Annotated in this window: 7 protein-coding genes; 3 read left to right on the top strand and 4 right to left on the bottom strand. The window is 68.4% G+C overall.

The genetic code is table 11. The annotated features are described in order from the left end of the window. The 3 genes from ABZX92_RS23105 to ABZX92_RS23115 form a co-directional block, all read right to left on the bottom strand. Positions 1-303, bottom strand: a 303-nt coding sequence (locus tag ABZX92_RS23105) for a GTP-binding protein (protein WP_355562862.1), incomplete at its 3' end; no start/stop codon positions are given. Further along, the gene (locus tag ABZX92_RS23110) at positions 303-1,388 is read right to left on the bottom strand and encodes a GTP-binding protein (RefSeq protein ID WP_355562865.1); all 1,086 of its coding nucleotides are present in this window, start codon (positions 1,386-1,388) and stop codon (positions 303-305) included. The genes ABZX92_RS23105 and ABZX92_RS23110, both read right to left, overlap by 1 nt. A gap of 74 nt (positions 1,389-1,462) precedes the next feature. Next, positions 1,463-5,077, bottom strand: coding sequence for a glycoside hydrolase family 2 TIM barrel-domain containing protein (locus ABZX92_RS23115; RefSeq protein ID WP_355562868.1), 3,615 nt, complete (start codon positions 5,075-5,077; stop codon positions 1,463-1,465). Between the two features lie 208 nt (positions 5,078-5,285). On the opposite strand from ABZX92_RS23115, the gene ABZX92_RS23120 reads away from it, so the two are divergent. From ABZX92_RS23120 to ABZX92_RS23130, 3 genes are all read left to right on the top strand, one after another. Further along, positions 5,286-6,689, top strand: coding sequence for a BNR repeat-containing protein (locus ABZX92_RS23120; protein ID WP_355562870.1), 1,404 nt, complete (start codon positions 5,286-5,288; stop codon positions 6,687-6,689). Between the two features lies 1 nt (position 6,690). Next, the gene (locus tag ABZX92_RS23125; RefSeq protein ID WP_355562873.1) at positions 6,691-9,540 is read left to right on the top strand and encodes a glycoside hydrolase; all 2,850 of its coding nucleotides are present in this window, start codon (positions 6,691-6,693) and stop codon (positions 9,538-9,540) included. A 64-nt stretch (positions 9,541-9,604) separates the two neighbouring features. Then, the gene (locus ABZX92_RS23130; RefSeq protein WP_355562876.1) at positions 9,605-12,256 is read left to right on the top strand and encodes a cellulose binding domain-containing protein; all 2,652 of its coding nucleotides are present in this window, start codon (positions 9,605-9,607) and stop codon (positions 12,254-12,256) included. On the opposite strand, the gene ABZX92_RS23135 is transcribed toward ABZX92_RS23130, so the two are convergent. After that, positions 12,228-13,247, bottom strand: coding sequence for a LacI family DNA-binding transcriptional regulator (locus tag ABZX92_RS23135; protein WP_355562879.1), 1,020 nt, complete (start codon positions 13,245-13,247; stop codon positions 12,228-12,230). The genes ABZX92_RS23130 and ABZX92_RS23135 overlap by 29 nt on opposite strands. Positions 13,248-13,411: the final 164 nt, after the last annotated feature.

The raw sequence follows: 13,411 nt of genomic DNA on the forward strand, positions 1-13,411 counted from the left end.
GATGCCCGTGGACTCGACGAGGATCGTGTCGAAGCGGTTCGATCGCGCCAGCTCACCGACGCTGTCGAGCAGGTCCTCCCGCAACGTGCAGCAGATGCAGCCGTTGGTGAGCTCGACCAGCCGCTCGGTGGTGCGGTCGAGCGTGCCCTGGCCGGCGACCAGCGCGGCGTCGATGTTCACCTCGCTCATGTCGTTCACGATCACCGCCACCCGCCTGCCTTGGCGGTTGGCGAGCACGTGGTTGAGCAGGGTGGTCTTGCCCGAGCCGAGAAAGCCGGACAGCACGGTCACCGGGGTGCGCATCAGAGTTCCATCTCCTCGTGCCAGTCGGCGAAGGGGTCGGCGAAGTCGAGCTCGGCGATCAGCGCCAGCTCCTCGTCGGTCACGAGCGCGGTGCGCAGGGCGTCGGTGATCCGGCCGGGGTCGGCCGAGCTGGTGATCACGACGAGCTCCTGGTTGCGGTCTCCGTAGTACGGGTCCCACATCAGCGACGCGGCCGCACACCGGTTCGCGCCGGCCTCTGTCCAGTCGTCGGTCGCCGCGAGCCAGGGCCCGAGGTTGCCCACCCGCAGGCCGCCGCCCGCGGACTCGAGCCACAGCGCCGCATCGGGCTGGCTCGCGACCCACACCCGGCCGCGCGTGCGCACCACGCCGTCGAGCAGGACGTCGATCGCCTGGTGCAGGCGCGCGGGGTGGAACGGGCGTCGTTCGGTGAAGTGGACGACCGACACCCCGTGCGCCGGCTCCAGCGGGGGCTGCCCGTGCAACAGGGGTTCGAAGCCGTCGTCGATCCGGCCGCGACGAGAGCCGGCCGGCACCGCCGCGAGCAACGCCGTCACGTCCAGCCCGGCCAGTTCCTGGCGTGGCGCAAGGGGAGTGAGCCGGTCGAGCACGGCCGCGAGCTCCGGGTCCGCCCCGATCAGCACCAGTGCGTCGGCGACCTCCGCCTGGCCGACCACCACTTGCGCGACGGTCCGCTCGTCTCCCTCGGCAGCGCCCATTCCCCGGTCGGCCAGCGAGTCCGCGCCGGTCGCGTCGCTCAGCCAGGTGGCGCTGTCGATCACCGTGACGACCGCCTCGACCCGCACCTCGGTCTCGCTCAGCGCGAAGCAGACGGCCTCCGGTTCGAGCACGGGATCCAGGTGCACGATCACCCGGCCGTCCAGCCGTTCGAGCAGGGGGATGAGATCCAGGCGCAGGGTGCAGGACACACAACCGTGCGCCAGTTCGAGCACGGTGAGGACGCCGTCCGTCCAGCGCCGCACCACGCCGTCGGCCAGACTGCTCAGATCATGCCTGACCAGCACCGACTCCGGTGACGCACGCCAGAGCTCGTCGGCCACCTCGTGGTGGGTGAACCCCGCTACCAACACGACCCGCGCTGCCATGGCTCGCAGCCTACATGACAACGATTATCGTTTTAGGAGGTGGCCCCGGTGAGCACCGGGGCCACCTCGTCCGGTCAGGCTCCCGCCGGTTTGCCCGACCAGGCCTCCTGCGACGTCAACGGCCGCATGGTGATCGTGTATTCGTAGGTGCTGTCGGGACGGACCTGGTTGCGCTGCCGCACCGGGTTCGGCGTGTCACCGACACCGGTCACCGCGTGGTCGGCGTGCAGCGTGAAGTAGCCCTTGTTGCGCTGCAGCATGAACGGGTACGCGGCGCGCTCGATGTCGTCGTACTGCGTCACGCTGACCTCGGGGGCGCCCGACACCAGCAGGCCGGACGTGCGGCCGTCGGTGAGCAACGCCCACCGGGTGTCGGTGTGGTTGCCGTGGTCCTGCGGGCGGTGGTACTCGACGTACTGGTCGGCCACCGAGCTGGAGTGGACCCCGATCGGCGTGCCGTCCTTGCGGTCGACGTAACTCTCCGCCTTCCGGCCGTACCAGGAGAACTCGGAGTAACGGTCGGGCACGGACAGCTGGACGCCGATGCGCGGCAGGTACGGCAGCGTCCGCATCGAGCCCTGCGGCGTCACCCGATGCCCGAGCCGCAGCACACCGGACGAGTCCACGGCGTAGACCATCGTCTGGTCGAACCACGCCCCGCTGACACCGGGCGCGGCGACCTTGCTGTCGACGACGATCCGCGTGGCCTTCAGGCCGTCCTTCTCCATCCGCACACCGGTGACGGTCGTCTCCAGCCGGTCGAGGCCCGCCTTGCGCCAGTCCTCGCCCTCGGCGCGGCCCCACGTGTAGGTCTCGTTGCTGATCGGCGCTCGCCACGCGTCGAGCTTCGGCCCGCCGGCGAGCAGTTCCCGGCCCCACGACTTGATCGACGTCAGCACACCGCTCTTCTTGTCGACCGTGTAGGTGGCGCCGGCCGCGGTCGCCGTGACCTTGGCGGCGTCCTCCTGGGTGAAGACCAGACCCCAGTCGAGCGGCGCCTTGTCCAGTCCGGGAACCCGCTCGCCGCCCAGCGAGAACTGGTCGTGGGCGAGCACGTGGTCAGACGTAACCGCTTCGACGGTCAGGAACCGTTCGCGGCCGGCCTCGTTGGCCGGCACGGGCAGGGTGATCTGCGCAGTCGAAGCGCTTCCGACCCGCAGGGGCTGCTCACCGCTCCTGACCGTCCGCGAACCCTCGGTGACCCGCCATCGCAGCGTGAGGTCGTCGGTGCCGGTGAACTGCCGCTCGTTGGTCACCGACAGCACACCACCGGCGTAGGCGTACCGGATCGGCTGGTGCACCCACGCCAGCTGCGTGGTCTCGGGCTGGAGCGTCCGGTCGGTGCTGATCAGACCGTCCACACCGGACAGGGTCGACCCGTACGCGAAGTGCGTGCCCTTCTCCTGCACGCGGTCGAAGTCCAGCGCCAGCACCGCACCACCGGCCGGCGTCGAAGCGGTCAGCTCGGCGGCCGACAGCGCCCGGTCGTAGATCCGCACGTCGTCGACATCACCGCTGGCGAGCCGCCCGACGGTCGACGGGTCGTTCCACGACATCTCGAAGTCGCGGCCGATGTTCACGTCGGCCGCCGAGTAGTCGATCGCGCCGGTGAAAGGCAGGCTGCCGACCTCGGCGCCGTCGATGTACAGCTTCACCGCGGTGCCGTCGTAGGTGCCGCTGACCCGGTGCCAGTTGCCGTAGAAGTCGGCGGGCACCTTCGCCTGCACCGCGCGCCACGTGCCGCTGTGGATGAAGAACTCGAGCGTCGTCTCGTTCTTCATCTTGAGCGTCCACTGGTGGTCGCCCTTGGCGATGATCGGGAACTGCCCGGTCCACCTGCCCGGCTTCACCCAGGCGTCCAGCGTGAGCGCCGTGCCGGTGATGTCGAGCTTGCGGTCGCGGTAGACCTCCACGAAGTCGTCCAGTCCCGACAACGACAACGCCTTGCCGCGATGCCCGTCGACGAGTTTCGGCGCACCGGAGAGCAGCGCGGCGATGTCGTTGCCCGACGAGTCGGGGGTGAGGCGCGTCTTCCGCTTGATGTTCTGCTCGGCCCAGTCCCAGATGAACCCGCCCTGCGTCTGCGGGTTGGCGCGGATGATCTCCCAGAACTCGCGGAAGTTGCCGAGGCTGTTGCCCATCGCGTGCGCGTACTCACCGAAGATCAACGGTTTGGTCGTGCTCTTCGCCTGCTCCGCGAACCGCTCCGGCGACGGGTAGCGCGGCCCCCACACGTCGGCGAACGGCGCGTCGCCGTCCGGATTGTTCGACTGGTGGTAGACCGGGCGGGACGGGTCGTCGGCCTTGACCCACTTCGCCATCTCGTAGTGGTGCGCGCCGAGCCCGGCCTCGTTGCCGGTGTCCCACATGAAGACGCTCGGGTGGTTCTTGTCGCGCTCGACCATGGCGATCATGCGGTCCATGAACGCGTCGCGCCACTCCGGCTGGTTCGCCTCGCACCACCGGCCGCAGTTCTCGTGGTTGTGCGTCTCGATGTCGACCTCGTCGTCGATCCAGATGCCGTGCTCGTCCGCGAGGTCGTAGAAGTACGGGTCGCTCGGGTAGTGCGAGGTGCGGACGGCGTTGACGTTGAGCTGCTCCATCAGCGCGACGTCGCGTTCCTGCGCCTCGCGGGGCACGTGCCGGCCGTGCTCGGGGTCGGTCTCGGCGCGGTTGACGCCCTTGAACAGCACGCGTTTCCCGTTGACGAGCAAGGTCCTGTCCTTGATCTCGATCTTCCGGAAGCCGGTGGTGTCGCTGACGACGTGCTTGGTGCCGTCGGGCGCGGTGAGCGTCAGCACGACGGTGTAGAGGTTCGGCGTCTCGTCGGTCCACTTGGCCGGGTTGCGCACCGGCAGCGTCAGACGTGCCGTGCTGCCAGTGGTTTCCGTGCTCGTCGAACCGGCTTCCCCGCCCCTCGCGTCACGCAGGATGGCGTTGATCCGCTGGGTGCCTTGAGGGTTGTGGCCGAGCTCGACGTCCGCGGTCAGCGTCGCGTCGGTGTAGGTCGCGTCGAGGTCGGTCTTCAGCGTTACGTCCTGGATGAACGTCGTGGGCGTCGAGTACAGCGAGACCGAGCGGAAGATGCCCGAGTACCGCCACTGGTCGTAGTCCTCCAGGTAGGAACCGGCGCTCCAGCGGTGCACCTGCACGGCGATCTTGTTGCGGCCGGGCCGGAGCGCGGGGGAGATGTCGAACTCGGCCGGCGTGTAACCGCCCTGGTCGTAACCGATGTACTTCCCGTTGACCCACACGAAGTACGCGGACGTCACACCCTCGAAGCGCAGGAACGTCTCGCGCTTCGCCCAGCTGGCCGGTACGTCGAAGTCGCGGACGTACGCACCGGTCGGGTTGATGTCGCGCGGGACGTGGGGCGGGTCGTCCGGCTGCACCTCGGTCGCGATGTTGCGGAAGATCGGGTGGTCCAGTCCGTCGGTCTGCCAGGTGTGCGGCACGTTCACCGTGCGCCAGCTCGAAGTGTCGTAGTCCTCGGCGTAGAACCGCGCGGGCACCTCGGAAGGCTTGTCCGCCATGGCGATGCGCCACTTGCCGTCGAGCGTCTTCGTGAAGCCCGGCTGCTGGTCGAGCAACGCGTGGTGCGGCTCCTGCCCTTCTTCGACCCGGCGCGGATCTTCGAGGTACGTGTGAACGTCAGGCGGGGGATCGACGGCGGCGGCGATCGGTGTCATCGAACCTGCCGCAACCAACAGGACTGTCGCAAGAACAATCGCGCGCCGCACGCTGAACCTCCATGTTCAGACAGAAGTGCACACAAGTGAACAGTTGGTGCAGGAGAGCGACAAGGGGCCACGAGGTCCGACCCGTTCACACCCCGGCGCTGTTATCGAATGATCTGTCCCTTGCGTTCGATTTTGTTCGACAGCACGCTCCCCGGTCATGGCCAGGACGTTCGCTCATCTGCTGACCGCGGCAGTCGCCGCCGCTTCTCTGTCCGTGCCGGGGACCGCGCAGGCGGCACCGGGCGTGAGCCTCGTGGGCGACTCGCTGCTCGATCCGTCGGCGCTGTACTTCGTCTCCTACGACGGGTTGGTGAACAACAACTCGTTCCAGCAGGACGCGATCGTGACCTACCAGGGACATCAGTACGCCACGTGGTACACCGCGAGCCGCAACGCCGTGATCGCGCGCCGCAGCATCGGCAGCACCAAGTGGGAGACCGTGGTCCTGCCGCACCAGCTCGGCGTCGACGACTCGCACAACGTGATCTCGCTGGGGATTTCCCCGCAGGACAACACGATCCACGTCGCGATGGACACGCACAACACGCGCTTGTTCTACTTCCGCTCCAAGCCGGGCCTCGCGATCGGCGCGCAACGGTGGAACGCCGAGTCGTTCGGCGAGGTGCAGCGGACGCTCGGGAGCGTCGAGCTCGGATCCATGACCTACCCGCAGTTCCTGGTGACGCCGGAGGGCAGGCTCCAGTTCAGCTATCGCACCGGCGGTTCCGGCAACGGCGTCAACGAGCTCGCCGAGTACACAGGCGGCTCGTGGCGCAAGCTCGGCGGCTGGTCGTCCGCGACGGGTGAGTACACGGGACCGAACGGGGTCGTGTCGACCACGCGGAACATGTACCTGCACGGGCTCAGCTATGACCGAAGTGGACGGTTGCACGCCGCTTTCACCTGGCGTGAAGGCAACTCCGGCGTGCTCTGCAACTCGGGCGGGCTCACCAACCACGACACCGGCTACGTCTACAGCGACGATCGCGGCCGGACGTGGCGCAACGGTGCGGGAACCGTTGTCGGCACGACCGGTGGCATGCCGGTCGGCGTCACGTCACCGGGACTGGTGGCGGATCCGCTCGACCCGAACCACGGCCTGATGAACCAGGAGAGCCAGGCGGTGGACACGAACGGCCGGCCGCACGTGGTGATCAGCTACGTGCCCGGCCGCTTCACCCAGTGCGTCTCGAACTACGCCCAGCAGCGCGCGCAGTACGGCCGCACGTTCCACGTCTTCCGGGGCGCGGACGGCAAGTGGACCAAGATGGAGGTCCCGGTCGCGCCGAACCACACGCAGCGCACCAAGATCGTGCTCGACCGCAACGACAACGCGTACCTGGTGATGCCGCGCGGCAAGATCGTGGCGGCGAGCAGGGCAAGTGGGTGGACCGACTGGACGACGGTGTTCGACCGTCCGTCGCTGCAGGCGTTCGGCGAGGTCAACGTCGACACGTCCCGTGTTGCGTCGCAAGGGATTCTGTCGGTGCAGTACCAGCAGACCTCGACCGGCAGCACGCCGTCGCCGATCCGCGTCGCCGACTTCCGGCTGGGGGGCTGACGTGGCGAGACTCCTGCTGGCACTTGTCCTCGTCGTGGCCGGGCTCACCACCGCGAGAACGGCGAGCGCGGATCCTCCGCCGCACAACGGGGTCACGGTCCGCGTCGACCCGTCCTACCGGCAGCCCGAGTTCGAGGGCTGGGGCACGAGCCTGGTGTGGATGGCCAACGTCACCGGCGGCTATCCGGATCCCATCCGCCGACGGCTCGTCGACATGCTGTTCGGTGAGGACGGGCTGCGGCTGAACATCGCGCGCTACAACATCGGCGGCGGCAACGCGCCGGACGTCCGCAAGGACTACATGAAGGTCGGCGCGACGATGGAGGGCTTCTGGAAGGCTCCGCCCGGCACGACGCACGCCGACGTGGACTGGTGGAACGCTGAGAACCCCGACCACTGGAACTTCGGCGCGGACGCCAACCAGCGCTGGTGGGTCGACCAGGTCAAGCGCAAGGTCACGAAGTGGGAGGCGTTCAGCAACTCACCTCCGTGGTTCCAGACCGTCAGCGGGTACGTCTCGGGCGGGTTCGACGCGAACACCGACCAGATCCGCCGGGACCGCGTCGACGACTTCGCCACCTACCTCGCACGCGTGACGCAGCAGCTGGAACGCGCGCACGGCATCAAGTTCGACACGCTCGCGCCCCTGAACGAGCCCAACACGAACTACTGGGGCACGCAGCTCGGCGCCGACGGCCAGCCGACCGGTGGACGGCAGGAGGGCGCCCACGCCGGGCCGGAGCTGCAGCAGGAGGTTCTGCTCGCGGCGCGGCGGGCACTCGACCGGTTGAAGTCGAAGACCAAAGTGTCCGCAATGGACGAAACCAACCCGGGTACGTTCGTGCGCAACTGGAACGGCTACGGACCGGCGCGGGACGTGATCGACCAGCTCAACGTCCACACCTACGGCACCGGCCAGCGGACCAGCGCCCGTGACATCGCCAAGGGTGCCGGCGAGAAGCTCTGGATGAGCGAGGTCGAGGGCACCTGGGGCAACGGCACCACCGACTACACGGGCATGGAACCCGGCCTGGGCATGGCGACCAGGATGCTGGAGGACATCCGCGAGCTCGAACCGTCGGCGTGGGTGTTCTGGCAGCCGATCGAGGACGCGATCCCGCAGCAGGCCGCGGGCAAGAACTGGGGCAGCATCCACATCCCGTTCAACTGCAAGGCGACCGACACCGCCGAGACCTGTCCGATCAAGACCAACTCCAAGTTCGACACCATCCGCAACTTCACCCACTTCGTCCGGCCGGGAGACAGGTTCGTCAAGACCGACGACCCGTCGACGGTGGCCGCGGTGAAGCGTTTCGACCAGGGGGTCAGCGTCGTGCACGTCAACAACGGCTCAGCGGCCCGCGCGGTCACCCTCGACCTCACCCGGTTCCGAAACGTTTCGACGAACGCGCGGGTCACGCCGGTGGTGACCAGCGCGGATGGCGCTCTGGTGCGCGGTAAGCCGGTCAGGGTCTCCAGTGGGGCGGCGACGCTCGCCGTACCGGCGAAGTCGGTCACCACGTTCGAGGTCAGCGGTGTGTCCGGGGTTTCCCAGGACGCTGCCCTGGTCCAGTCCGGTCACGTGTACCGGCTGGCCATGGGCGAGAAGTCGCTGCAACCGTCCGACGACTGGTCCCGCGCGGTCGCCCGCACGACCGATGTCACCAGTGGACGGCAGCTGTGGTCCGTGCGCAAGCTCAGCCGTGGCAACGGGAACCGCGAGCGCTACGAGATCGTCAACGCGGTGTCCGGCACCAGGCTCGCCGCCAGTGGTGAGGCGGTGGTGTTGCAGTCCGCCGAGGACACCGCTGCGGAGTGGATCATGTCCACGACCGGTGACGGCAGCTGGACGTTCGTCAACGCGGCCACGGGTGCGTTGATCGACGCGACCGGCGAGGCCGTCCAGGCGAAGACTCCGACATCGGGGGCGAGCCAGCGGTGGACCGTGACCGACGAGACCGTGCTGCGGACCCGAGACGCCGCTGTCTTCACGGTTCCGAAGCTGCGTCCCGTGCTGCCGAACACCGTGACGCCGGTCTACCGCGATGGCCCGCGAGGCACTCTGCCGGTGGTGTGGGACCTGCCGGCCGACTCGCGGTGGAACCAGCCCGGCACGGTCCGGGTGCGCGGCACCGCGACGGATCCGCTGGGGCACAAGCTGGACGCGCTGGCCGTGGTCACCGTCGACACGATCACCTCGACGATTCCGGCACGTGCCGGCACCTACGTCGGCGGACGGCCGGATCTTCCCGCCACCGTCACGGGGATCGGCAAACGCGGTGGCACAGCCCAACTACCGGTCACGTGGGACGCCGGGGTGTTCGACCGGATCGGCACGGTGACCGTGAGCGGACGCGCCCAGGTCGTCGACGGCAGCACGGTCGCGGCCACGGCGGTCGTGGAGGTCACCGAGCCCGTCGAGGTCAACGTGGCGGCGGACGCGGCGGTCGCCGCGACCTACACCGAGCCCGGCTACTCCGCGGAACGACTGCGCAACGGCGTCACCGACGAAAAGGCGTGGTCGAACTGGAAGTCCGGCACCAAGAACCCGTCCGACACGATCACGTTCACCTTCCCGAAAGCCCGTGATCTCACGAAGATCGCCGTGCATTCCCACCGCGATGGCGACGGAGGAATCGCCCAGAGCGTCAAGGTGCAGGTGCGCGGGATCGACGGCACGTGGGTCGATTCGAGCGCCGAGATCGAGGTGACCGCACCGAGGACCGAAGTCGTGCTGAACCCGGCACCTCCGGCGACCGCGGTCCGCGTCGTGCTGACCGCGAAACCGTCCGGCTATCTGACGCTCGGCGAAATAGAGGTGTTCGCGAAGTCGAATCGAGTCGAAACCTGAGCCCTGTTTGAACTTCTGCGCGCGTGAGGGCGACCATCGCGGAAATCGGCGTGAAGGGATTCTCATGCGGAGAGCTCTCGCAGGCGCATTGGCAGTGGTGACGACGGCTGCGCTCGTCGTGGTGGCACACACGACGAGCGCGAGTCCGGCGGCGGCCGAGACCTACTCGTGGGGCAACGTCGAGATCGCCGGTGGCGGGTTCGTGCCCGGCATCGTGTTCAACCAGAGCGAACCGAACCTGGTCTACGCGCGCACGGACATCGGCGGCGCGTACCGGCTGAACCCGCAGACCAGCAGATGGATCCCGCTGCTCGACCACGTGGGCCTCGACAACTGGGGGCTGAACGGCGTCGCGAGCCTCGCGACCGACGCCGTCGACCCGAACCGCGTGTACGTCGCGGCGGGCATGTACACCAACAGCTGGGACCCCAACAACGGCGCGATCCTGCGTTCCACCGACCGCGGCACCACCTGGCAGACCACGCCGCTGCCGTTCAAGATCGGCGGCAACATGCCCGGCCGCGGCATGGGGGAGCGGCTCGCGATCGACCCGAACCGCGACAACGTCCTGTACTTCGGCGCGCCGAGCGGCAACGGCCTGTGGCGCAGCACCGACTTCGGTGCCACGTGGAGCAGGGTCACCGCGTTCCCGAACCCCGGCAACTACGCCCAGGATCCCAACGACCCCAACGGGTATCTCAACGACAACCAGGGAGTGTTGTGGGTGACGTTCGACCCGCGCACCGGAAACGCTTCGACGGCCACCCAGACGATCTACGTGGGCGTCGCGGACAAGGAGAACAACGTCTACCGCAGCAGCAACGGCGGCACGACGTGGGAACGCGTGGCCGGGCAACCAACAGGTTTCCTGCCGCACAAGGGAGTTCTCCAGGGTGACACGCTCTACCTCGCCACCAGCGACACCGGCGGCCCGTACGACGGCGCCAAGGGTGACGTCTGGAAGCTGAACACCGCGACGGGCGCCTGGACGCGGATCAGCCCGGTGCCGTCGACCAGCACCGACAACACGTTCGGCTACAGCGGCCTGACCGTCGACCGCAAGAAGCCCGGCACGCTCATGGTCGCCACGCAGATCGCGTGGTGGCCGGACGTGGTCTTCTTCCGCAGCACCGACTACGGCGCCACCTGGACGCGCGTCTGGGACTGGGCGAGCTACCCGAACCGCAGCTTCCGCTACCGGATGGACATCAGCGCGTCGCCGTGGCTCGACCTCGGCGCGAACCCCGCGCCGCCGGAGGTCTCCCCGAAGCTCGGCTGGATGACCGAGTCGATAGAGATCGACCCGTTCAACTCCGACCGGCTGATGTACGGCACGGGCGCCACGCTCTACGGCACCATGGACCTCACCGCGTGGGACCGCGGCACCCAGTTCACGATCAGGCCGATGGCCGCGGGACTGGAGGAAACCGCCGTGACGGACCTGATCAGCCCACCGTCCGGGCCGCCGTTGATCAGCGCACTCGGTGACATCGGCGGCTTCCGGCACGACCGGCTGGACGCGGTACCGGCCAGGACCTTCAACCAGCCGTACTTCACGTCGACGCGCGGCCTGGACTACGCCGAGCTCAGCCCCGCGACGATCGTGCGGGTCGGTGACTTCGACAGGACCAGCAGGCCCAACGACAACCGCGTGGCGTTCTCGACCGACGGCGGCGCGAACTGGTTCCAGGGCCAGGAACCGGGCGGTGTCACCGGCGGCGGCACGGTGGCCGCGGCAGCCGACGGCGGCAGGTTCGTCTGGAGCCCGGCGGGTACCGGGGTGCACCACGCGACCGGCTTCGGCAACTCGTGGACGGCGTCGACCGGCATTCCGGCGGGCGCGGTCGTCGAGTCGGACCGCGTCAACCCGATGAAGTTCTACGGGTTCTCCGCCGGGAAGTTCTACGTGAGCGCCAACGGCGGCGCGAGCTTCACCGCGACGGCCGCGACCGGCCTGCCCGATTCCGCGCACTTCAAAGCCGTGGCAGGCAAGGAAGGCGACATCTGGCTCGCGGGCACGGGCGGGCTGTGGCACTCCACGGACTCCGGTGCGAGCTTCGCGAAGGTCACCGGCGTGGCGAACTCGCTCAACATCGGGTTCGGCAAGGCAGCCGCGGGACGGACCTACCCGGCGCTGTACCTGATCGGCGAAACCGGTGGTGTCAAAGGCGTCTTCCGGTCCGACGACGCGGGAGCGAGCTGGGTGCGGATCAACGACGACCGCCACCAGTACGGCAACATCGGCGACGCCATCACCGGAGACCCGCGCGTGTACGGCCGCGTCTACCTCGGCACCAACGGACGCGGCATCGTGCTCGGCGAGATGACCGGAACCCCGCCCACCACCACGACCACAACGACCACGACCACGACGACCACCACGAACCAGCCCGGAACCGGGTGTTCGGTGAAGTACACCGTGCAGAACCAGTGGCAGGGCGGGTTCCAGGCAGCCGTCGACGTGACCAACACCGGTTCGACGGCGGTCAACGGCTGGACGGTGAAGTGGTCGTTCGCCAACGGCCAGGTGATCAACCAGCTGTGGAACGGCAAGCTCACCCAGACCGGTGCGGCGGTGACCGTCACCGACCAGGGCTACAACAAGGAGATCAAGCCGAACACCACCGTCGGTTTCGGGTTCACCGGGAGCTGGACTGGGACGAACGCGAACCCCGTGTCGTTCATGCTCAACGATCGGCCGTGCTCGGTGCCGTGACCGTGCTGCCCCGATCGGTGAGCTGAGGGGCGAGCAGCCTGACCTCGGCCGGCTGCTCGCCCGCCAGCCCGCGCATCAGCATCTCCACCGCGATCACGCCGACCTCGTCCGCCGGGATCGCGATCGACGTGAGAGGCACCGCCTGGGCGGCGGCGAGGGTGTCCGGGCACAGCGCGATGACGGAGATGTCCTCCGGCACCCGCTTGTCCCGCCGCTGCAGCTCCAGCACCACGTCGGCGAGGACGGCCTCGTTGTGCACCACCAGCCCGGTGATGCCGAGCTCGGGCCGCAGCAGAGCGTCCAGGCTCGCGCTGAGGGCTGTGTAGGACGGGGCGCACGGATGTACGTGGACGGTCACGCGGCGCTTGCGCGCGGTCTTGGTGATGCCGGACAGGAACCGCGTCGCATAGCCGGTCTTGCGTTCGTACACGGACGGCGGTGAGCCGATGAACCCGATCGAGCGATGCCCCAGGTCGGCCAGGTGCGTGACGGTGCTCGCGCCGCTCGTGGTGAAGTCGAGGTCGACACAGCTGAGCCCGGCCGGGTCGGCCGGCACGCCGATCAGCACCACCGGCACGTCCAGCTCGCGCAGCGCCGGCAGGCGCGGGTCGCGTGCCTCGACGTCCATCACGATCACCGCGTCCGCCCGCGCGGACGCGATCACCCGGTGGACCTCGTCGGCGCCGGACTCCTTGGTGAGCAACAGGACGTCGTGGTCGTGCTCGCGTGCCTCCGCGACGATCGACGACACGAACCGCATGATCACCGGCAGGTTCAGGTCCGTCCGGAGTGGAACGACGAGCGCCAGGACGTTCGTGCGGCTGCTCGCCAGTGCTCTCGCCCCGGCGTTGGGGTGGAAGCCCAGCTCGTGGATGCTGCGGCGCACGCGCTGCGAGGTCGTCGTCGAGATCGGCCTCTTGCCGCTGAGCACGTAGGACACCGTGCTGACGGAGACGCCCGCGTGCTTGGCGACGTCCTTGATGGTGATCAACCGGCCTCCCGGGCACCCGTCGTGGTGCCTGCGACTTTAGCGGCGGGGTCTGACAGTCCCTGGCGCCCACGTCGAACACAGGTCGAAGAATTGTGCGCGCCGCATTCGATTAATTCGACGCTAATGTTCTTGGAGTTGAAACGTTTCGATTTCCAGGAAGGAAA

The sequence above is a fragment of the Lentzea sp. NPDC006480 genome (assembly GCF_040611995.1).
Classification (GTDB): Bacteria; Actinomycetota; Actinomycetes; order Mycobacteriales; family Pseudonocardiaceae; genus Lentzea.